Annotated in this window: 11 protein-coding genes; all 11 read left to right on the top strand. The window is 70.8% G+C overall.

Annotated elements, in window-relative coordinates:
* Nucleotides 1–915, top strand: a complete 915-nt coding sequence (locus AZG88_RS46055; RefSeq protein ID WP_061045018.1) for an LLM class flavin-dependent oxidoreductase — start codon at nt 1–3, stop codon at nt 913–915.
* The gene (locus tag AZG88_RS46060) at nt 912–2,054 is read left to right on the top strand and encodes an LLM class flavin-dependent oxidoreductase (RefSeq protein WP_005251674.1); all 1,143 of its coding nucleotides are present in this window, start codon (nt 912–914) and stop codon (nt 2,052–2,054) included. Before AZG88_RS46055 ends, AZG88_RS46060 begins: the two co-directional genes overlap by 4 nt.
* Before the next feature lie 44 nt (nt 2,055–2,098).
* Nucleotides 2,099–2,398 carry an acyl carrier protein gene (locus AZG88_RS46065; RefSeq protein ID WP_005251675.1) on the top strand — a complete coding sequence of 100 codons (300 nt, stop codon included), beginning with the start codon at nt 2,099–2,101 and terminating at the stop codon, nt 2,396–2,398.
* Complete coding sequence (locus tag AZG88_RS46070) at nt 2,395–3,492, top strand: acyl-CoA dehydrogenase family protein (protein WP_061045019.1); 1,098 nt, start codon at nt 2,395–2,397, stop codon at nt 3,490–3,492. The genes AZG88_RS46065 and AZG88_RS46070 overlap by 4 nt, the downstream gene beginning before the upstream one ends.
* Nucleotides 3,489–4,499, top strand: a complete 1,011-nt coding sequence (locus tag AZG88_RS46075; RefSeq protein ID WP_061045020.1) for a 3-oxoacyl-ACP synthase — start codon at nt 3,489–3,491, stop codon at nt 4,497–4,499. The genes AZG88_RS46070 and AZG88_RS46075 overlap by 4 nt, the downstream gene beginning before the upstream one ends.
* Nucleotides 4,496–5,548 (top strand): HAD-IIIC family phosphatase, encoded by a 1,053-nt coding sequence (locus AZG88_RS46080; RefSeq protein ID WP_061701381.1) that lies wholly within the window; start codon nt 4,496–4,498, stop codon nt 5,546–5,548. Before AZG88_RS46075 ends, AZG88_RS46080 begins: the two co-directional genes overlap by 4 nt.
* The gene (locus AZG88_RS46085) at nt 5,545–7,116 is read left to right on the top strand and encodes an amino acid adenylation domain-containing protein (RefSeq protein ID WP_061045022.1); all 1,572 of its coding nucleotides are present in this window, start codon (nt 5,545–5,547) and stop codon (nt 7,114–7,116) included. The genes AZG88_RS46080 and AZG88_RS46085 overlap by 4 nt, the downstream gene beginning before the upstream one ends.
* Complete coding sequence (locus AZG88_RS46090) at nt 7,103–16,249, top strand: non-ribosomal peptide synthetase (RefSeq protein ID WP_061701389.1); 9,147 nt, start codon at nt 7,103–7,105, stop codon at nt 16,247–16,249. Before AZG88_RS46085 ends, AZG88_RS46090 begins: the two co-directional genes overlap by 14 nt.
* 20 nt (nt 16,250–16,269) lie before the next feature.
* Nucleotides 16,270–20,712, top strand: a complete 4,443-nt coding sequence (locus AZG88_RS46095) for a condensation domain-containing protein (protein ID WP_061701382.1) — start codon at nt 16,270–16,272, stop codon at nt 20,710–20,712.
* Nucleotides 20,709–21,569: a 3-hydroxyacyl-CoA dehydrogenase family protein gene (locus tag AZG88_RS46100; RefSeq protein WP_061701383.1), complete on the top strand. Its 861-nt coding sequence runs from the start codon at nt 20,709–20,711 to the stop codon at nt 21,567–21,569. The genes AZG88_RS46095 and AZG88_RS46100 overlap by 4 nt, the downstream gene beginning before the upstream one ends.
* Nucleotides 21,556–23,769: AMP-binding protein (locus AZG88_RS46105; protein WP_156517771.1), on the top strand; the 2,214-nt coding region annotated here is incomplete at its 3' end. The genes AZG88_RS46100 and AZG88_RS46105, both read left to right, overlap by 14 nt.

A 23,769-nucleotide genomic window follows, 5' to 3' on the forward strand; every position in this document is an offset into this window, starting at 1 on the left:
ATGGCCGAGAAGCGGGTCGTGCTCGGGGCGGCGGCGCCCGTGGGCCGGGCGGACTTCGCCGTCCTCGCGGATGCCGCCCGTACCGCGGAGCGGGGGAGATTCGACTTCTTCCTCGCCGAAGGCGTCACCGCGGCGAACGCGCTGGCCGGGTTCACCGACACGGTGGGGCTCGCGGCGACGCTGGACACGACCTCCACCGAACCGTACGACGTGGCCCGCCGGCTGGCCTCACTCGATCACCTGTCCGGCGGGCGGGCGGCGTGGAACACCTGGGCTTCCGGCGACGAGCGGGCCGCGGAGTTCGTCGACACCGCCTGCACGCTGTGGGATTCCTGGGCCGAGGGGGTCGTGACCGTCGACCGGGATGCGGGGCGATTCGTCTCGGATCCCACCGCAGGCGCGTTCTATCACCGGGGCAGGCACTTCGACATCGGTGGACGCTTCACCGTCCCGCGGAGCCCGCAAGCGCAACCGGTGGTGATCGTGTCGGGTGACGGCCCGGCGGCCCGGGATCTCGCCGCCCGGCACGGCGACGTGATCATCGCGCCGCTCGGCACGTTCGAGGCCGGTCGCGCGTTCTACGACGACCTCGCGCGCCGCACGGTCGAGGCAGGCAGACCCGCCGGTGCGGTGAAGGTCCTGTCCGCCGCGACGTTCGTGGGTACCGCCGCGTCCGTCGCGGACCGGATCGTCCGGTGGGTCCGCGAGGACGCAGCGGACGGGTTCGTCCTGCCCTCTCACCTCACCTCGGACGAACTCGCCCTGTTCGCCGACACGGTGGTGCCGTTGCTGCAGGACCGCGGCGTTCTGCGCACCGAATACACCACCGCCACGCTGCGGCAGCACCTCGGACTCGGTGCCCCGCGCAGCCATCGCGCTGTCAATCCCCGCTCTCTCCAGAAGGTGCCCTCATGACCACTCCGTTGTCCGTCCTCGACCTGTCGCCCGTCAGCGAGGGCACCACCGCCCGCACCGCGCTGCGGAACACCGTCGACCTCGCCCGGCACGCCGAAGCGTGGGGATACAAGCGGTACTGGGTTGCCGAACACCACTTCGTGGGCGTCGCCAGTTCCTCGCCTGCCGTGCTCGTCGGGATCCTGGCCGCGGCGACCAGCACGCTCCGGGTCGGCGCCGCCGCGGTGCAGTTGGGCCACACCACCGCAGCGGCGGTGGTCGAGGCGTTCGGCACCGTCGACGCGCTGTACCCGGGTCGCCTGGACCTCGGGCTCGGACGGTCGGGTCAGCGGCGGGCCGAGGCGCTGAAAGCGGTTGCGGAACGCAACAACCAGCCGACCCCGCCCCGCCGGGAGACGGAGATCCGCGACGGCGTCGTGATCCCGGCGCCGTTCGATCCGTCCGGGCTCCTGCTGTCTCCGCGGCTCGCGGCGGCGCAGTCGGTTCTGCAGCAGCCCGGCGCGCTGTCACCCGCATTCGACCAGCAGGTCGACGACATCCTGGCACTGCTCGGCGGCACGTACCGCACCCCGGACGGGATCGAGCTCCACGCGAGCCCCGGCGAGGGCGCCTACGTCGAAGTGTGGGTGTTCGGCAGCAGCGCGGGACCGAGCGCAGAACTGGCCGGCCGGCTGGGGCTGCCTTTCGGCGCGAACTACCACGTGAGCCCGTCGACAACCATAGAGGCGGTCGAGGCCTACCGCGCCGCGTTCCGCCCGTCGTCGAAGCTGCAGAAACCGTACGTCGTCGTCTCCGCCGACGCGGTCGTGGCGGAGGACGACTCGACCGCGAAGGAACTGGCGTCGACGTTCGCGCACTGGACGCACAGCATCCGCAGTGGGCACGGTGCGATCCCGTATCCGGACCCGGCGCACACGGCACCGCTCGGCGAGACGGAACGCGCGGCGGTCGAGGACCGGCTGATCACCCAGTTCGTGGGGGCACCGGCCACCGTCGCGGACCGACTCGACAGTCTGCGAAGGCTCACCGACGCCGACGAACTGGTGATCACCAGCGTCACCCACGATCACGGCGACCGGTTGCGCTCCTATGAGCTGCTGGCAGCGGAGTGGGGACTGCCGGGCCTGCTGGCCGCCTGAGAGCACGATGATTGAACGCTGGTCCAAATGGGAATCCCAGGCCCATGGACACAGCAAATGCCCCTGTGCCCGAGTCCCGTGACGAGCTGGTCGAGCAGCTACGGCAGTACCTGAGCTCGATCACGTCGACGGAACTCGGCCCCGACGACGACTACTTCACCCTGGGATTGGTGAGTTCGTTGCGGGCCCTGGAGATCGTCACGTACATCGAAGGCTCCCACGACGTCGTGGTCGAGGTGGAGGATCTCGATCTCGACAACTTCCGTACCGCAGCGCGGGTAGCGGGCTTCATTCGGAGAAAGCGGGGCGAGCAGCTTCGTGCGACGGACGGGGCGGCGCCGTGATCGGTATCGACACACTCGTCGCCTCCGCCGAGACGGACGCCGGCACCTGGGACGAGACCGGACTGCCGGTCGATGTCATCGAGGCCGCCGCGCGGGCGGGAGTCCTCGGGCTGGACCGGACGACGGACTGCCGGGGACTCGGCCTGAACGCGGCCGAACTCGGCTCGGTCGCAGAAAGACTCGGGGCGGTCTGCACGTCGTTGCGCTCGCTGCTGACCGTGCAGGGGATGGTGAACGCCGCCCTCGATCGGTGGGGCACCGCCGAACAGCGGGCGCAGTGGGTGCCGGCCCTGGCGACCGGTGAACTCCTCGCCGGATTCGCCGCCACCGAATCCGGAGCCGGCAGCGACCTCTCCTCTGTGACTACCAGTTTCGAGGCGCACGGCTCGGATCACCGGATCTCCGGACGGAAACTGTGGGTCACGTTCGGCGAGGTCGCGGATGTACTGCTCGTCCTCGGCCGCTCGCAGGCCGGGCTGACGACGGCGCTGGTCGAAACGGACGCACCCGGAGTGTCCGTCGAACCGATCCACGGGCAGCTGGGTATGCGCGGCGCCCGGATCGCGCACATCGCGTTGGACGGCGTCGTCGTCCCCGCCGACCACCTGATCGCACCGCCGGGATTCGGACTGTCCCACGTCGTCGGCACCGCCCTGGACCACGGCCGGTACACAATCGCCTGGGGGTGCGCCGGGATGGCGCGTGGGTGTCTCGCCGACGCCGCCGCACACGCGTCCACCCGGGTGCAGGGCAGCGCCGTGCTGTCCGAGCACGACTCGGTCCGCGCGATCATCGGTCGCAGCTGGGTCGATGCCGCGGGGGCTCGGGCGCTGTGCGAACGGGCCGCCGAACAACGCGATGCCCACGAGCCGAGCGCGCTGTTCACGACGATCGCCGCGAAGTACGCCGCTGCCCGCGTCGCCGCGTCGGTGAGCCAGCAGGCGGTCCAGGTGCTCGGGGCCGCGGGGTGCGCCCCCGGCAGCCGGGTGGGTCGCTTCTTCCGCGACGCCAAGGTCATGCAGATCATCGAGGGCGCGACGGAGGTCGCCGAACTGCAGATCGGTGACTACGTGCTCGGGGGAGGTGCGCGATGACGGCCGACCGACCGGTCACGATCGATTCGGTCGCGCTCTGGTTCCCGGACGACGAGGTGACCGTGGCGGGCCTGCCCGAGCTCGACGAACTGCCGATCGCTCAGCGCGAGCACGCATTGTCACTGGGCATCGACACGGTGCGGATCGGAATCGGGCTCTCCGAGGTGGATCTGGCCCACGCCGCGGCGGACGAGGTGCTCCGGACGGCGGGCCTCGACGCCACTCAGCTCGATGCGCTGCTGCTCGTCCAGGGCCGGGTTCCGCAGTATCTGCTCGCGTCCGAGGCGACGCGGCTGCAGCACCGGCTCGGCGCGACCCAGGCGTTCACCACCAGTGTGGGTGACCTCGGGTGCGTGTCCGTCTCGGGGGCGTTCGCGCTCGCGTCGGCGTTGCTCCGCGGCGACTCCCGTTGCCAGAACGTCCTCGTCGTCGCGGCGGCGAAGACACCGACCCGGTCGCGGTACCGGTCGCCGATGACGCTCCTCGGCGACGGCGCCGCCGCGGTCCTGCTGACGACGTCGGGGACCGGGCGCTACGAACTCGTCGACCAGATGATCCGCAGCGACGGGAAATACGCCGACCTGTTCCACATCGACTACCGCGACGTCCGCGAAACCGACTGGGTCGAGGAATGCGCCGACGAACCCACGTACTCGTTCCGCCTCGCGGTCGAGAGCCGGAAGCGGTTCACGGAGATCAACGCGGACCTGCTGGCCCGGAACGGGCTGCAGCAGGACGCCATCGGCGTGTTCCTCATGCAGAACCTGTCGCTCGGCGCGTTCACGTTCTGGCAGGAGGCACTCGACGTCACCATCGATCCGGTCTGCCGCGACAACCTGGCCCGGTTCGGCCACCTCGGATCCGTCGACGTCGCGGCGAACCTCGAGCACGCTGCGTCCGCACAGGCGCCCGGCGACTACTGCGTGATCATGAACAGCAGCCCGGTCGCGGCGTGGAGCAGCGCGCTGCTCCGACGCCTGCCGGATCGACCCGGGCACGGGAAGTGATCGCGATGGAGCAGACGGTCAAGTGCGTGGTCTGGGATCTCGACGACACCATCTGGGACGGCGTCGTCCTCGAACAGGACGCCCCCGTGCCGAAAGCCGACGCCCTCCGCGCCCTGGACGTGCTCGACCGTCGCGGCATCCTGCACGCCGTGGCGAGCCGCGGCGAATACGAACCCGCCGCCGCGCACCTGCGCATGCACGGGATCGAGGAACTGTTCTGCGCCGTCGACGTCGGCTGGGGCCCGAAGTCGGAAGCCGTGCGCCGCATCGCGGACACACTGAATCTGGGTCTCGACACCATCGCCTTCGTCGACAACGATCCCGTCGAGCGGGCCGAGGTGTCCGAGGCGCTTCCCCCGGTGCGCTGTTATCCCGCCGAGCAGATCGCGTCGTTCCCCGACCTTCCCGAGCTGACTCCGCCCGCCGTCACCGAGGAGGCGAGGCAGCGGAGGTCGCTGTACCGCGCCGAACGGATCCGTCAGGTGAGCGAACAGGAGTTCCACGGGTCCAACTCCGAGTTCCTGGCCTCGCTCGAACTTGTCATGACGGTCCGCCGCGCGACCGAGGACGACCTCGAACGCGCCCACGAACTGACCGTCCGGTCTCATCAACTCAACACGACGGGCCGGACTTTCGGCATCGACGAACTGCGCCGGCTGTGCGCCTCGGACGACCATGAGGTGCTCGTGGCGTCGCTCGGCGACCGATTCGGCGGGTACGGCACGATCGGTCTCGCGGTCTCCGAGATCCGTGGCGACGATTCCGTCCTGCAACTGCTGCTGATGTCGTGCCGGGTGATGTCCCGTGGGGTCGGGACGGCGCTGATCCGGCACGTCGTCGAGCGGGCCCGCGCGCACGGAAGGCGGGCGCTCGCCGAGTTCGTGCCGACGGACGTCAACCGGGTCATGCTGGTGACCCTGCGATTCGCGGGCTTCGACGTCGTCGACCCGAACCCCGATCGGATACTGCTGCTGTGCAATGACGTTCGCAGTACTGCGGCGCCGAACGCCGACCACGTCGCGGTCCTCTCGGGAGACGTGGCGCCATGACGGACGTGGTCGCGAACGGTGGGGTGATGTCCGGGATTCTCCGCCAGTGCGCGCGGGTTCCCGGCCGGATCGCGATCGTGGTGGGCGAGCGGTCGCTGACGTACCGCGAACTCGACTCGGCGAGCGAGGCACTGGCGCGGCAACTCGCTGCCCTGGGCGTGCGGCCGGGCCAGGTGGTGCTGATCCACCAGCGGCAGAGCGTCGAGACGGTGGTCGGGATGATCGCCGCGCTGCGACTGGGTGCGGCCTGGTGCGTGATCGAACCCGGACACCCGGTGGTTCAGCTCCGCGCACTCCTCGGCGACATCGACTGCGGTGCCATCGTCTTCGGGTCCACCGATCCGAAGACGCCGCCGGAGTCGGTCCGGGACCTGGCCCGGAGTGCGGGCGGACGTGTTCCCGCACTGCACGACCGGGACGCCGACCACCCGCCCGTCGCCGAACCGGCCGATCTTCCCGAGGACGTGCCCGCGGGCACCGCCGCCTACGTGATCACCACGTCCGGGTCGACCGGCGTCCCCAAGGCTGTCGTCGCGAGCCGCGCCAACCTCGCGAACATGGTCGACGGGCGCAATTATGACTACGACGACGGCGACCTCGTCACATTCTCCGCGTTCCGCCTCACGTGGGACGGCTCCCTGCTGAAAACGCTGTGGGCGTTGTGCACCGGCGGCACCAGCGTGCTCCCGGACGCTCGCGCACTGATGGACGCCGAGGCGGTCGCCGCGCTCGCCCGGACGTGGCAGACCACCCACCTGGTCGCGACCCCGTCCTTCTACCGGCTGCTGCTGCCGCATCTCACCCCGCTGCGCGAACGTCTGCGGTTGGTGACGCTTGCGGGAGAGGCACTTCCGGGCACGCTCGTCGAACAGCATCGCGCGGTGCTGCCCGGGGTCCCGCTGAGCAACGAGTACGGTCCGACCGAGACGACCGTCAGCTGCCTGGCTCATCCGGTGCGCGACGTGCCCGCCTCGATCGCGCCGATCGGCAGACCATTGGGGGCGAGCACGGCCTACGTCCTCGACGCGAAACTGGTCGAGGTGCCGTACGGAACGGTCGGGGACCTGTACGTCGGCGGTCCGCAGATCTCCGAGGGCTACGCGTCCCGCCCGGCCGTCACCGCGGCCCGCTTCGTCGCCGACCCCTTCGCGGAGCGGCCGGGCGCCCGGATGTATCACACGGGTGACCTCGCGCGCGTCGATCCGCACGGCGACATCGAATTCTGCGGCCGGTTCGACGGACAGGTGAAAGTGCGTGGCGCCCGGGTCGAGAGACACGCGGTGGAGGCCGTCCTGGAGGGTCACCCCGCGATACACCAGGCCGTGGTTCTCGCGACCGCAGACGAACACGGGGAGACGGCCTTGACCGCGTTCTGGGTGCCCGCGGCCGCAGCGACCGTACTGCCCACGCCGCGCGACCTGATCGCGCACTGCGCCGAGCGGCTCGTCGCGCAGGCGGTGCCCGACCGCTTCCTCGCGCTCGGCGCCCTTCCGCTCGCACCGAGCAGCAAGGTGGACGAGGCGGCGTTACGCCGCCTGCTGCCCGGCGGAGGTGGTGGCGTTGCGTGAGCACCATACCGAGGCCGCCGGCAGCGCGGAAGCACCGTTCCCGCTGTCGTCGGCCCAATACGAGGCGTGGCTGGCCCAGCAACTGGCCCCCGACGTGCCGCTGTGCATCGCCCAGTACGTCGAGGTGCACGGCGACCTGGACGTCGACCTTCTGCGCGAGGCCACCGTCGCGACCGCCGACGAATTCGGATCGCCCTTCCTCCGGTTGATCGACAAGGACGGTCAGCCGTTCCAACTGGTCGACCCGTCGACGGACCGGTCGATCGGCCTGATGGACTTCCGCGGGGACGCCGAACCGGTGGACGCCGCCCGCCGATGGATGCGCGCCGACTGCGAGACCCCGCTGGATCCGACTCGCGACCGCCTCGTCGAATCGTCGATTCTTCGCGTCGGTGACGCGCACTACCTGTGGTACAGCAAGATTCACCACGTCGCCCTGGACGGTTACGGTGCGATGACGATGCTCAACCGCATCGCGGCCCGGTACACCGCGGAGGTGCTCGACCGGGAACTGCCGCCCAACGAGGCCGTGGACCCCCGGCATCTGTACGACGCCGATCAGCAGTACCGGTCGTCGTCCCGCTTCGCCGCGGACCGGCAGTTCTGGGCCGAACGGGTCGGCGGTCTCGGACCCGGATCGAGCCTGGCCCGACGGACCGGGCCCGCGGTCGCCACGAGCACCGACGTCACCGCGCCCCTGCCGGACGCGGCGGAGCGAGCGCTCGGCGACGCCGGCGCCCACGGGACCGCGAAGATCATCGCCGCGTTCGCCTGCTACCTGTCGAGGACGACGGGACGCCGGGACGTGCTCGTGAAGATCCCGGTGTCGGCACGCACCACCGCGACCCTGCGACGGTCCGGCGGAATGGTGGCGGGCGTCGTGCCGCTTCCCGTGCAGATCCGCCCCGGGGACACGGTGGGGCAGCTGGTGGCGCGGGTGCAACTCGACCTGATGGGCGCGCTGCGACACCAGCGTTTCGGGCTCGGCGACATCCGGCGCGACGCGGGCGCCGGTGCCACGGAGACGCTGTCGGGACCGATGGTCAACGTGATGCTCTTCCACCAGGAACTCGCTCTGGGGCCGCTCGTCGGCGAGTACCACATCGTCACGTCCGGGCCGGTCGAGGACCTGCTCGTCAACGTGTACCGGAGCGGCACACCGGTCCGGACCTTCGTCCACTTCCTGGCCAACCCCAACCGGTACGACGCCGACGAGGTCGGCGAACACCACCGGCAATTCCTGGAACTGCTGGGCGACTTCGTCGCGGCCGACGCGGACGCCGCGCTCAGCACCGTCCACGAGGAGACGGCCCGGATCGACTTCTGGACGCGCACATTGGCGGACGCACCCCCGGTGCTGGACCTGCCCACCGACCGTCCGCGGCCCGCGCGGCCGTCCCACCGCAGCGCCGCCGTCGATGTCGCACTCGACCCGGATCTGCGGCGCACCCTGGAAGCGTTCGCCGCCGGACACCGCACGGACGCCGCCACCGTGATCCATGCGGTGCTGGCGCTGGTGCTGGCACGATCGGCTCGGACCGACGACGTCGTCATCGGCACGGGGACGGAAACCGACCCGGTGGTGTTGCGGACCCACGTGCGCGGCTCGGACCGCTTCGGCGAGTACGTCGGCACCGTGCGGGACGCCGCCGCGGAGGCCTTCGCCCACCGCGGTGTGCCCGCCCGGCGAATCGCGGACATCCTCGACCCACCGCGGTCCACGTCACACGCACCGCTCTTTCAGGTACTGCTCGAATTCTCGGACCAGGCAGCGGAACTCGGCGACCTCGACCTGCGCGTGACGGTGTCGGGCACGACGGCCCGATTCGCCTACGCGACAGACCTGTTCGACGCCGCCACCGTTGCGGGAATCGCTCGGCGGTTCGTGCGGACCACCGAGGCCGCCGCCGCGGATCCGTCCGTCGTGATCGGCGACATCGACCTGGTCGGATCGGCCGAACGCGCTCTGCTGCAGGACTGGTCGTCCCGTCCGGCGGATGCCGCCGACGAGACGACACTCGGTGCGCTGTTCGCCGCCCGGGCAGCGCGGAGCCCCGACGCCATCGCCGTCGTGTCGGGCGGCGAGCGCATGAGTTACGGCGACCTCGATACCCGGTCGAACCGCCTTGCACGGCACCTGCTCGCGCGGGGCGTGGGTCCGGAGTCGTCGGTCGCGGTCGCGATGCCGCGATCGGCGGCGCTCGTCGTCGCACTCGTGGCGATCGTCAAGGCCGGGGCCGCCTATCTCCCCATCGACGCGGACCATCCCGGTGAGCGCTCGGCGCTCGTCCTCGACGACGCCCACCCGGTGTGCACTCTGGCCACCCGGGACACCGCACAGTCGCTGCCGGCATCGGACATTCCCGTCCTGCTCCTCGATTCGACGGACACGGATCTCGGCGGCAGCTCCGCGGACCCGCTGACCGACGCGGAACGGGCACCGGACGATCCGGACTCGTCGGCCTACGTCGTCTACACGTCGGGATCGACGGGACGGCCGAAGGGCGTCGCGGTGTCGCACCGCAACGTGGTCTCGCTCTTCACGAGCACCCGGGACCTGTTCCGGTTCGGGGACACCGACGTGTGGACGATGTTCCACTCCCCGGCATTCGACTTCTCGGTCTGGGAGTTGTGGGGCGCGCTGCTGCACGGCGGGACGCTCGTCGTCGTCGACTTCGACACCACCCGGTCGCCCGCCGCGTTCCTCGCGCTGCTGCGCCGCGAACAGGTGACGGTGCTGAGCCAGACCCCGACGGCGTTCTCGCAGCTGATCGAGGCCAACGACACGGAGGACGGCGCCGGCCCGCCGCCGCTGCGCTACGTCGTGCTCGGCGGCGAGGCGCTCGACTTCGGGCAGCTCGAACGCTGGTACTCACGCCACGGCGAGGACGCGCCCGTGCTCGTGAACATGTACGGCATCACCGAGACGACGGTGCACGTCACGCACCTCCCGCTCGGTCGCGGGCTCGCCGCCGCCGCGTGGACGAGCAAGGTAGGGCGGCCGATCCCCGGATTCCGGGTGTCGGTGCTGGACGCGCGGCTGCATCCGGTGCCGGTCGGTGTGGCCGGCGAACTGTACGTGGCGGGACCGCAGGTCGCGCGCGGCTACCTGGGCCGCGCCGGGCTCACGGCGTCCCGCTTCGTCGCGGATGCGTCGGGCGCCCGGATGTACCGGACCGGGGACGTCGTGCGGTGGCGACGCGACGGGAGTCTCGACTACCTCGGACGCGACGACCTCCAGGTCGAGATCCGCGGATTCCGGGTGGAACTCGGCGAAGTGGAATGGGTGCTGGGCCGGTGCGACGGGGTCGCGCAGGCAGTGGTGACCCTGCACGAGGATCCGGTGACCGGCCCGGCTCCGGCGGCGTACGTGGTGCCCGAGCCGGGTGCGACCGTCGACACGGAGGCCGTGCTGGAATTCGCCGGAACCGCTCTGCCGTCGTACATGGTCCCGGCCTCGGTGACGATCCTCGAGCGGCTCCCGCTCACCGTCAACGGGAAACTGAACCGGGCGGCACTTCCGGCGCCCGTCACGGCTTCCCGCGCCGAATTCGCGGCGCCGGGCACTCCCGTCGAGGAGTCGCTCACCGTCATCTTCGCCGCGCTGCTCGGCGTGCCCGCGGTCGGGGTCGACGACGACTTCTTCGCGCTCGGCGGCAACTCGCTGATCGCGGCGAAGGTCGTGGCGCGGATTCACGGTGTGCTCGGTGCGGGTGTGGGAGTGCGTGACGTCTTCGAGGCGCGGACGGTGCGGTCGCTGGCGGCACGGGTGAGCCGAGCGGCATCGGCGGACCGGCCGCCGCTGGTGGCGATGGACCGTTCCGCGGCGGCGCCGGTGTCCCTCGCGCAGACGCGGATGTGGTTCCTCGACCAGTTCGACACGACGTCGCCCGCCTACAACATCGCGGCGGCCTTCCGATTGCGCGGCCACCTCGACGTCGCGGCGCTGCACACGGCGCTGACGGACGTCGTGGACCGGCACGAGGCGTTGCGGACGATCTTCCCGATGCGGGGCGACACGCCCGTGCAGTCGGTGATCCCGGCGGCGGAGGCGGTGCCCCGTCTCCGCGCGGTCACGGTGTCGGGGGAGAGCGACCTCCGGGACCGGCTCGCGGCGGCGCTGTCCGCGGGCTTCGAGGTGACCGCGCAGGTTCCGTTGCGGGCGCACCTGTTCGAGGTCGGTCCGCGAGATCACGCCCTCGCCCTGGTGGTCCATCACATCGCGGCGGACGCGCTGTCGCTGGGCCCGCTCGCCCGGGACATCACGTCCGCGTACACCGCCCGGGCGCGGGGCCACGCGCCGGCCTGGGTGCCGCTTCCGGTGCAGTACGCCGACTACAGCATCTGGCAGCGGGCGCTGCTCGGATCGGAGGACGATCCCGGCTCCCTGATGTCCCGCCAGCTCGGGTACTGGCGTTCCGCGCTCGCCGACGCGCCGGTCGTGACGGACCTGCCGATGGATCGCGCACGTCCCGAACACCGGTCGCTCGCCGGCGAGCGGGAGTCGTTCGACATCGGGGACCGCCTGCACCGGAAGGTGGTCGCCCTTGCACGCGAACACGATGCGACCGTGTTCATGGTGACGCACGCGGCATTCGCGGTCCTGGTGTCCCGCTTGGGAAGCACCACCGACGTGGTGATCGGATCCGCGGTGGCGGGACGCGGTGAGGCCGTCCTCGACGACGTGGTGGGGATGTTCGTCAACACCCTGGCACTGCGCACCCCCGTCCACGGCGCCGAGTCGTTCACCGCGCTGCTCACCGCCGTGCGGGACCGCGACCTGGAGGCGTTCGCGCACGCGGAGGTGCCGTTCGAGCGGGTGGTCGAGGCGCTCGCTCTCCCGCGCACCACGGCCCACGCGCCGTTGTTCCAGGTGCTGTTCGAATTCCAGGACGTCGTGCGGCCCACTCCGAGCCTGCCGGAACTGGAGGTGGCGGAGATCGACCTCGGCGTCTCCGTCTCCACCTTCGACCTGCAGCTGACCCTGGCCGAACGATTCGGAGAGGACGGGTCGCCGGCCGGGATCAGCGCGGGATTCACCTATGCCACCGATATCTTCGACGCCGCGACCGTCCGCAAGTTCGCCGAACGATACGTACGGTTCCTCGACGCGGTGGTCGCCGACCCGGACGTTCCCCTGGCCCGATTCGATCTGCTGTCCCCCGGCGAGCGCGAGGCACTCGTCCCGGTGCGCGGGCGGCCCACCGGCACGACCCGGCTGCTGCCGGAGATCCTCTCCGCCGCGGCCGCCCGGGACCCGCACGCCGTCGCGCTGTCGTACGGCAACGCGGTGATGTCGTATCGCGAACTCGACGACTGGTCGAACCGCCTGGCCTGGGTGTTGATCCGCCGCGGAATCGGACCGGAGGATCACGTGGCGATCGGGCTCGTCCGATCCGTGGAACTGGTGGTGTCGGTGTGGGCGGTGGCGAAGTCGGGTGCGTCGTTCGTCCCGGTGGATCCGAGTCTGCCGCCGGGGAGGATCGCCGACATCCTCGCCGACTGCGGGGCGGTGGCGGGACTCACGGTCGCCGAACAGCGCGACCGGATGCCGGACGGCGTGGAGTGGCTGCTCCTCGATTATCCGGGCCCGACGCGGCGATGGGAGTCCCGTCCGATCACCGACGACGACCGGGTCGTGCCGCTGAGACCGGGCCATCCGGCGTATCTGATGTACACGTCCGGATCGACGGGGGCACCGAAGGGCGTCGTGATCCCCCATGCGGGATTGCAGAACTTCACGATCGATCAGCGCACCCGGTACGCGACGACGAATGCCTCGCGTGTCCTGAATCTCGCGTCGCCCGGGTTCGACGCGACGATGCTCGAATACCTCGCGGCGTTCGGCGCCGGTGCGCGACTGGTGATCGCGGCGCCGCACGTCTACGGCGGCGCCGCACTGACGGAACTGCTGGCGGCGGAGAGGATCACGCACGCGTTCGCCACCCCCGCGGTCCTGGCCACGATCGACCCGCGAGGTCTGCGGCTGCTCCGCACGCTCGTCGTCGGCGGCGAACGCTGCCCGCCGGAGTTGCTGGCCCGCTGGGCGTCCGGGCGCACCCTGCTCGTCGGCTACGGTCCGACCGAGACGACGGTGATGTCGAACATCGGCGACCCGATGACACCCGGCGACCCCGTGCGGATCGGCCACCCGATGCGCGGTGTCCGCGAACTCGTCCTCGACGAGTGGTTGCGTCCCGTGCCGGTCGGTGTGGTGGGTGAGCTGTACGTGCTGGGCGAAGGTCTGGCGCGTGGCTACCACCGGCGGGCGGGAGTGACCGCCGCCTCGTTCGTGGCGAACCCGTTCGACCACCCGGGATCACGCATGTACCGCACCGGCGACCTGATGCGCTGGACGAAGGACGGTCGGCTGGAATATTTGGGCCGCAACGATTTCCAGGTCAAACTGCGCGGCCAGCGGGTCGAGCCGGGGGAGGTGGAGGCGGCGCTCACCCGCTGCCCCGGTGTCGCGCAGGCGGTGGTCGTGGTCCGCCACACGCCCGCTGCCGAGGCGGTCCTCGCCGGATACGTCACGGCAGAGGACGGCGCAGACCTCGACACGAGCGAGGTGATGCAGTTCGCCGGATCCGTCCTCGCGCCGTTCATGGTGCCTGCCTCGGTGACGGTCCTCGACCGACTGCCGCTGGGCGCCAACGGCAAGGTCGACCGGCACGCACTGCCGGAGCCCGAATTCGCACCCCGCATCTTCCGTGCCCCCGCCACCCCGTTCGAATCCGCGGTGGCCGACGTGTTCGCCGAGGTACTCGGGACCGGCGTCGTCGGAGCCGACGACGACTTCTTCGCGGCCGGAGGCAACTCGCTGACCGCGACGCAGGTGGTTGCGCGGATCAACTCCGCGCTCGGCACGGACGTCGGTGTGCGGGACGTGTTCGAGACCCCGACCGTGCGGGCGCTCGCGACACGGATCGCGCGCGAGACCGCGGGCGGCGAGGCCCGGCCTGCGATCGCAGTGCCCCGGCGCCCCGACCCGGTGCCGCTGTCGTGGGCGCAGCACCGGATGTGGCTCCTCAATCAGTTCGACCCGTCCTCGCCCGCGTACAACGTCGCGATGATCGTCCGGCTGTCGGGTGACCTCGACGCCGACGCACTGGCCGCCGCCCTCGCCGACGTGGTGGACCGGCACGAATCGCTCCGCACCCGGTACCCGTACGGCGATTCGGGACCCACCCAGGTGATCGTCGGTGCGGGCCACGTCGCGCAGCTCACCGTGTCGACGTCCGACGATCCGGTACGCGAACAGATCTCGGAACTCGTGTCCGCGGGTTTCGACGTCGCCACCGAAGTCCCGATGCGGGCCAGGCTGTTCGAACTCGGCGACCGGGAGCACACCCTCGTCGTCGTGGTGCACCACATCGCGGCCGACGGGTTCTCGATGGTTCCGCTCGCCCGCGACGTGATGACGGCCTACACCGCGCGGTCCGAGGGCTGCGCGCCGGGATGGGAGCCGCTGCCGGTGCAGTACCCCGACTACACCGTGTGGCAGCGGGAACTCCTCGGCTCGGAGGACGACGCGGACTCCCTGCTGTCGCGGCAACTGGACTACTGGCGATCCGCCCTCGCCGACGCGCCCGCGGTGAGCGCGTTGCCTGCGGACCGTGACCGTCCGCCGAGGCGATCGGCCACCGGCGACCGGGTGACGTTCGGGATCGGCGCCGACCTGCACCGGGACGCGGTGGCGTTGGCGCGGACCCGCCGGTGCACCGTGTTCATGGTCGTGCACACGGCCCTCGCCGTGTTGCTGGCCCGCTCGGGCGGTACCGGCGACGTGGTGATCGGGTCGCCGATCGCCGGCCGCGGCGAGGCCGTCCTCGACGACGTGGTGGGAATGTTCGTCAACACGCTCGTGCTGCGGACCGACGTGTCGGGGACTTTCGACGATCTGCTCGCCCGGGTCCGCGAGACCGACCTCGCGGCCTACGCCCACGCGGACGTGCCGTTCGAGCGGGTGGTGGAGGCGCTGAACCCGCCTCGGTCCCAGTCGCATTCACCCCTGTTCCAAGTGTTGCTCGAGTTCCGGAACACCGAACATCCCGATCTCGCCCTCCCGCACCTGGAGGCCGAAGTTCTCGAACCCGATGTCGAGGTGTCGCTCTTCGACCTGCAGCTGACGGTGCGCGAGCGGTACGACGAGGCCGGAACACCGGAAGGGATGACGGCGGGATTCACCTACGCCACCGACCTCTTCGATGCGGCGACCGTGCAGGCCCTGGCCGATCGGTTCACCCGGATCCTCGCTGCGTTCGTCGCGGATCCGACAGTCGCCGTCGGAGACGTCGACGTGCTGGCCCCGGACGAGCGCACCCGGATTCGCGAATGGAGCGCGGCGGCCGAGACCGTCGTGCTCGATCCCCGGTTGCAGCTCACCCCCGAAGGCGTGACCGGTGCGGTGTACGTGGCCGATACGCGGGAGCACCACACCTCGGCAAGGGCGGCGGCCGCGACGTTCGTGGCGAATCCGTTCGGCGTCCCGGGCTCCCGGATGGTCCGGACCGGCGCGCTCGCACGGTGGAACCGGTCCGGACGACTGCTGAGCGTAGGCGCCACCGGGCGTCCGGCGCGGTCGGTCACGGACGTCGTGGCGAGTCATCCGGCGGTCCGCGAAGCGGTGGTCCTCACGAGCGCGACGGGTGTCACCGCCTTCTGGGTCCCGGCAGCCGCGGCGGCCGTGCTACCGATGGCGGACGACCTGCGGGAGTTCAGCGCCGGGCGGCTCGACGCCCGATCGGTTCCCACGCGATTCGTCGCACTCGGTGCCGTCCCGCGGACGGCGGACGGCGAGGTGGACGAGAACGCGCTGCGCGCACTCGTCTCCGAGGCAGCGCCTGCGCCCGGCGAGTCGCGGCAACGCTGGACGACGCTGCAACGGTCGGTCGCCGAGCACTGGGCGGCCGTGCTGGGGCACGACGACTTCGGTCCCGAAGACGGGTTCTTCGACGTCGGCGGCAACTCGCATCGCGTCGTGGAACTGCAACGTCGTCTCGACGAACGCTGGCCCGGGGCTCTGCGGGTGGGCCAGCTGTTCGACCTCGTCACCGTGGCGGCGCAGGCCGAGGCGATTTCGCAGTCCACCGACACGAGCGAGGCGTCCGCGCCCGCCACCTACGAGTTCTGACCAGCCGGGAGGAGGCAACCGTGACCGTGCGACATCCCACACCGGATCCTGCACCGGGCGACGACGACATCGCCGTGGTCGGCATCGCCGCGCGCTACCCCGAGGCCGCGAACCTGGCGGAGTTCCGCGCCAATCTCGCGGCGGGCCGGGATTCGGTGCGCCCGCTGTCGCGGTCACGGGCGAAGGCGACCGGGCTGGGACCTCCCTCCCACTACCACGCGATGGGTTTCGTCGAGGACATCTCCACGTTCGACTACGCCTTCTTCACCCTGTCGAAACGGGAAGCGACGCTGATCGACCCGCAGCAGCGGCTCGCACTGGTCCTCGCGTATCAGGCGGTCGAGGACGCCGGATACTCGGTGGCGGAGTTCCGCGACAGCGCGACGGCGGTGGTGTTCAGCGCCGCCACCTCGACGTATCCGGCGATGTGGGCGGAACCGGGTGTGCTGAGCACACTGGGCAACGTTCCGTTCGCCGTGCCGGCCCGGATCGCCTACCAGCTCGGCCTCACCGGCCCCTGCTACGCCGTCGACTCGGGTTGCAACGGGTCGCTGATCGCGGTGCACCACGCCTGCCGGGAGCTGCGGTCGGGTGACGCCGACTTCGCCCTCGCAGGCGGAGTCAGTCTGCGGGTGAACGGTCTCCGCGCCGACATGGCGGAGGGATCCGCGGAACTGATGTCACCCGGCGGGCGTTGCCGCGCGTTCGACGCGAACGCGGACGGCACCGCGGTCGGGGAGGGCGGTGCGGCGCTCCTCCTCACCACGATGGCCCGCGCCCGCGCCGACCGCGTCCCCGTCCACGCCGTGATCCGCGGCACCGCAACGGTGTCCAGCGGGCATTCGTCCGCGACGATCAGCTCCCCGAGCGCCCGGGCGCAGGTGGCCGTCATCTCCCGGGCCTGGCAGAAGGCGGGTCTCACCCCGGACGATGCCGGGTACCTCGAGGCCCACGGATCGGGAACTCCACTCGGCGACGCGGTCGAACTCGAAGGGATCACGTCCGCGTTCCGGGGCCGTCCCGGCGTACTGCCGATCAGTTCGGTGAAGACCAACATCGGTCACCTCGATCACGCCGCCGGGGTGTCCGGCCTCGTGAAGGCGATCCTGGCCGTCGAGCACGGCGAGTTGTACCCGTCGCTGCATTTCGAACGACCCACCGGTGGAGTCGACCTCGCGGGCAACGGAATCGAGGTGGTCACCGAGGCCCGGACGTGGAGCGACGAGACCGGACCCCGGCGGGCGGGGGTGAGTTCGTTCAGCCTCGGCGGCATCAACGCGCACTGCGTGGTGGAACAACCGCCCGCGCGTGCCACCGGATCGCGCGCCGGCACTACGAGTCGACTGGTCGGGGTGTCGGCGAAGAGCGTGGGCGCCCTCGCCACGCTGTGTACGGAACTGGCGACGGCCGTGCGCGGGCACGACCTCGACGATGTGGTCTTCACCCTCAATCACGGCCGCCCGCACCACGACCACCGGGTGGCGGTGCACGCACGCAGCATCGCCGAACTCGCGCAGTCGCTCGCTGCCCGCGCCGCCGAACTCGACGCCCGCGGCGAGGACTCCGCACCGACCACCCGGCAACGCCCCGCCGTGGCGTTGCTGCTGTCGCCCGACCGGATGCCGCCCGCACTGCGCGGAGGCACCCTGCCGTCGGAGCTTCCGGCCACCGGCGACGAGGCGGACCTCCTCGCCGGCCAGATCGCCGTCCACCGTGACCTCCGGGCCGCGGGCGTCACCGTCGACGCCGTCCTCAGCGGCGGCGTGTCCCGGTACGCGGCCCGGTATCTGCGGGACACACTGTCGGCGGTGGAGGCTGCAGACATCGCCGCCGCGGCCGCGGACCCCTCGATCGACACCGACCGGCTCGTCGCCGTCGCGAAGGGAATGCTCGCGGACGGCCCCGTCGTCTTCGTGGAGCCGAGCCCCGAGGGACGCCTCGGCGCACTGCTCGCCGACGCTCTCCGCGACACGCCGGACGTCGACATACTCCGTGCGCCGGACACGTCCGACGCGGTCACCCATCTCCTCGCCCGGCTGTACGAGCGCGGAGTCGACCTCGACTGGGCGGCCGTCGACCGTGGTGACGACTCCGCCTGGCGAGTGCGCCTACCCGGCCACCCGATGCGCGGTTCGCGGTGCTGGTTCGACCTCCCGGGCCAACCCGACTGGGACGACGCCGCGGACAATCCGTCGGCGGAACCGAGCCCGCAATCGGTGACGGCCGCGCCGGAAGACAGCCTCGACTGGTTGCAGACGACACTGCGCGAGTTGCTCCACAGCGAGAGGGACGTCGGCGCCGACGACGACTATTTCGACCTCGGTGGAAACTCGCTCATCGGCATGCAACTCGTCGACCGGGTGTCGGACCGATACGGGGTCCGGCCCAAACTCATCGACCTCTACGAGCGGCCGAAGGTCGCAGATTTCGCCGCACTCCTCGCGGACGGCACGTCCGCGTCCGGTGGGCTGCCTCCGATCATGCCGCGGGGGCGGCACGTGATGTCGTTCGGTCAGGTACGCATGTGGTTCCATCACCAACTCGACGCCGACACGACCATCTACAACCTGCCGATGGTCAGCGAATTGCACGGGCCGATCGACGAATCCGCCGTCCGGGGAATGTGGGACGACCTCGCCGCACGGCACCGGGTGCTGCTGTCCAACTACGTCGAGGTCGACGGGGAGCCGGAACTGCGGATCCGCGAAACCCTCGGCGACTTCTTCCGCACCGCCGACGTGTCGGGCGAACCGGATCCGGTGGCCGCGGCCCGGGCCCTCGTGCACGAGGCCGCGGTGGCACCGTTCGACCTGGCCACCGACCCGCTTGTGCGGGCACTGCTCATCAGGATCGGCCCCGACGAGCACGTCCTGCAGGTCACCACCCACCATTCCGTCAACGACGGGGGTTCGCCGAGAATCTTCGAGCAGGAACTGCCCGCCCTGTACGCGGCACGCCGCGCCGGCCGCCGCGCCGACCTCGCACCGCTCCCCATCGAGTACTGGGACTACGCCCTGTGGCAGCGGGAACTCATCGCGAGTGCCGCGCTCGACTCCGAACTCGAATACTGGAGAACCGTTCTGGAGGACGTACCGCTGCTCCGGCTGCCCACCGACTTCCCGCGTCCGGAGCGGAAGAACTTCACCGGCGCGTTCCACACGTTCACCGTCTCCGAGGAGCTGACCCGGAGCCTGCGGGCCGTGGCCCGGAGGGAGTCCGTGTCGCTGTTCGTGGTGCTGCTCTCCGCGTTCTACCTCCTCATGGCGAGCCGCAGCCGCCAGCGCGACCTCGTGGTCGGGACACCGACGACCGGACGCAACCGGCCGGAACTGTCCGGCATGATCGGGTACTTCAACAGCACGGTGGCACTGCGCGCCGACCTGTCCGGGGACCCGAACATCACGGAGCTGTGCGCACGCGTGCGTGATGTCGTGCTCGGCGCCCTCGAACACCAGGAGATCCCGTTCGACCGCGTCGTGACCGCACTCACCGGCGACCGGGACCTGAGCCGGACACCACTGTTCGACGTCTGCCACGTCCACCAGGAACTGCCGGCGCTGCAGTCGCAGCAAGGACTCACCGAGACGCTGTTCGACCAGGAGGATCCCGCGGCCATCGCGTTCGGCGGGGTGCCGTCCGGCACGGCCAAGTTCGATCTCACCCTCGTCACCACGGAGCGGGGCGGCGAGGACGGCATGGCGGCCGGGCTCGAGTTCAGCACGGAACTGTTCACCGAGCAGACTGCCGCCGCGCTGTGCGCCGAATACGTCCGCATCCTCGAAGGTGTCGCGGATGCGCCTCGCACACAACCTGTTTCCGTGTTCCTGACCGACGCGGCCCCCGCCCCGGTGGCGCGGCTGGTGGCGCCACCCCTGGTCCCGGCCGACCGGCCCCGGCAACCCTCGACCGGCGCGGAACCGCCGAGCTACTCGACCGCACGGGTGACGGCGACACTCGACGGACAACCGGGCCACCCGGAACTGCTCGCCGCCTGGCTCACGCTCCTCGCCTGGTACACGGCGCAGGACGAGGTGGCCGTGGGCACCGCCCCGGGACCGGGGGCATCGCCGCGGCTCGTGGTCGCGGACCTGTCGGGAGATCCCACCTACCCGGAGCTGGTGGAGACCGTACGCCGGGAGCTGTCTTCGGATCCTCGCGCGGCCGACACGGCGGCGCAGGACTTCCCCGTGCGCTGCGACGGGGAGCGCGACGACAGCGCCGAACGGGCAGACCTGTCGCCCGTCGAACTCGGGCTGTCGTGGACCCGCGGTCCGACGGCACTCACCCTCGAACTCGACTACGCCACCGACCTCTTCGACCGGAGCACGGCTACCGCGATGCTCACCGACCTCCGGCGGCTGCTGGCCGGACTCGTGGCTCATCCCGACCTGCCCACCCAGGAGGTGGCGATGGAGTACGTGCACCAGGACGACACAGGCTTTTCGACGGAGGCGGCGCGATGAGTGAAGGCAGTGCGATGAGCGTCGGTGTGGTGGGGGCGGGGACCATGGGCGCCGGGGTGGCCGAATGTCTCGCGCAGGCCGGCCACGACGTGATCGTCGTCGACCCCGACCCGCGGGCCGTCGAACAGGCGCGGTCTCGGATGCGCGACTCGCTGCGGCTCGCGATACTCCTCGGCCGGGCCGGTGGTCCGAAACCCGCCGAAGCCGCCGCGCGGGTGCACTGGACCGGGCAGCTGACCGATCTGCGGGACGCCGCCGTCGTCATCGAATGCGTCCCCGAGCGAATCGACCTCAAGGAGAAGGTCTTCGCCGAACTGGACCGTGTGTGCGCACCCGACGCGCTACTCGCGTCGTGCACCTCCGGCATCCCCATCGACAGACTCGCCGCGAGTACCACGAGACCGGAACAGGTTGTCGGACTGCACTTCATGAACCCCGCCCCGCTCAAGGACACCGTGGAGGTGGTGCGGGGGCCGCGGACGTCGCCGCAGTCGCTGGACCGTGCGCTGACGCTCCTCGCCACACTCGACAAGACCGGCATCGTCGTCGGCGACGGACCTGGATTCCTGCTGAACCGTGTCCTCATGCTGTGTATCGCGGAGGCGGCGACCGCGCTCGGCGACGGTATCGCCGACGCGGACACCACCGATGCGTTGTTCGAAGGCTGCCTCGGCCACCCGATGGGACCACTGCGGACCGCCGACCTGATCGGCCTGGACAACGTCCACGACACGATGACCGCGCTGCGTGAGTTGACCGGTGACGACCACTACCGCCCGCCCGAGCCGCTCGTCGACCTGGTCGAGGCCGGTCATCTCGGGCGTAAGACCGGGCGAGGATTCCATGAGTACCGGTGAGGTGCTGCCCCTCACCTACGACCAGCTCGCGGTGCTCCGCGCCGGTGTTCCCGACGCCTCCTTCGGCCAGTATCTCGAACTCGACGGCCCGCTCGACGAAGACCGGTTCTGCCGGGTGCTGCAGCAGACGCTGGCCGAATGCACCGGACTGCACAGCACTTTCGTGCTCGACGGCCCGGAACCCGGGCAGGTTGCCGGAGCCCCGGTGACCGGTCCGGACGTCCTCGACGCCGCCGCGTCCGACGACCCCGGCCGACTCGTGACGACATGGATCGACCACGAGCTGAACCGCCCGATGGACCCCGGCACCGGACCGCTGTACGTGCACGTCCTGTTCCGACTGCCGCACGGCCGATACGGGTGGTTCCAGCGCTACCACCGATTGGTGAACGACGAACCGGGCATGACGGCGATCGTCCACCGCACCGCCGAGACCTACGTGTCGGGGGAATCCGCCCCCACCCCGCCGCAGGAGTCCCGGCCGTTCGTGTCGCCCTCCGTCCCGCTGACCTCCGATGCGCGGTACCGCGAGAGCGACTCGTGGGCGGACGACCGCCGCTACTGGGAGCACCTGCTCGCCGGAGCGCCGCGACACGAGACCCCGCCCGGTCCGATCTCCGAGGAGGAGAACCTCGGCCCGTTCACCATTCCCGCCGACGGCGCGCTCGTACGGCTCGCACGCCGCAGCGGTGGCGGTCCCGCCGCCGTCCTACTCGCCGCGCTGGCGGTGTACTGGCACAGCCGCACGGCCGTCGACGACGTGGTGGTCGGGCACCGGTCGCAAGGGTCCACCACACCCGTGAGGCTCTCCCTCGCACCGCAACTCACGTTCGATGCGCTGACACGGCACGTGGGTCTGCAACTGCGGAGATCCCGGAGACACCGGTTCCTCGCTTCCACAGATGGTCCGGTGGACTCGTGGTCCGTCGCGGGCGGCATGCGGGAACCGCTCGGCGTCGAGCGCATCGGCGCGGGTGCCGTCGCCGTCGTGAAGCGGTGGGACTCCGCCGGTGGCGGGGTGTTCGTGGAGGTCGACGACCGGGACGGTTCCTGGACCGTCGACGTGCACGGTCCCGGTGACGCGCAGCGCCTCTCCCACATTCTCGCCGCCGCGGTCGAGGCACCGGATACACCGTTGGCTCGTGTGGATGTGTTGGGTGTGGTGGAGCGGGGGGTGTTGGTGCCGGTGCGGGGTAGGGCTGGTGTGGGGGTGCGGTTGTTGCCGGAGATTTTGGCGGGGGGTGTGGGGTTGGGTGGGGGTGGTGTGGCGGTGTCGTGTGGGGGTGTGGAGTTGTCGTATGGGGAGTTGGATGAGTGGTCGAATCGGTGGGCGCGGGTGTTGATCGGGCGGGGTGTGGGTCCGGGTGTGGTGGTGGGGGTGGCGGTGCCGCGGTCGGTGGAGTTGGTGGTGGCGGTGTGGGCGGTGGTGAAGTCGGGGGCGGCGTTTGTGCCGGTGGATCCGGGGTTGCCGGAGGTGCGGGTGCGGGAGTTGTTGGTGGATTCGGGTGCGGTGGTGGGGTTGTCGGTGTCGGGGGTGGTGTTGCCGTCGGTGGTGGAGTGGTTGCGGGTTGATGATTGGGGTGTGGTGGTGGGGGTGTCGGGGGTGGGGGTGTCGGATGGGGATCGGGTGCGGCGGTTGTGGGGGGGGGATGCGGCGTATGTGATGTATACGTCGGGGTCGTCGGGGCGTCCGAAGGGGGTGGTGGTGACGCATGGGGGTTTGGCGAATTTGGTTGAGGAGGTGCGGGTTCGGTTTGGTTTGTGGTCGGGGTGTCGGGTGTCGCATGTGGCGTCGCCGAGTTTTGATGCGTCGGTGTACGAGTGGTTGATGGCGTTTTCGGTGGGGGCGCGGTTGGTGGTGGCGCCGGTGGGGGTGTTCGGGGGTGCGGCGTTGGGGGAGTGGTTGGCGGTGGAGGGGGTGACGCATTGTTTTGTGACGCCGTCGGTGTTGGCGACGGTGGAGTCGGGGGTGTTGGGGTCGGTGCGGGTGTTGGTGGTGGCGGGGGAGGTGTTGGGGCCGGAGTTGGTGGCGCGGTGGGCGGCGGGGCGGGAGTTGTTCGATGCGTATGGGCCGACGGAGGTGACGGTGCAGGCGACGGTCAGTGGTGCGTTGGTGGCGGGGGGTGCGGTGACGGTGGGGGGTCCGGCGGTGGGTGTGGAGGTGGTGGTGCTGGATGGGTGGTTGCGGCCGGTGCCGGTG

The organism is Rhodococcus sp. LB1, assembly GCF_001583455.1.
GTDB classification, from domain to species: domain Bacteria; phylum Actinomycetota; class Actinomycetes; order Mycobacteriales; family Mycobacteriaceae; genus Rhodococcus_F; species Rhodococcus_F opacus.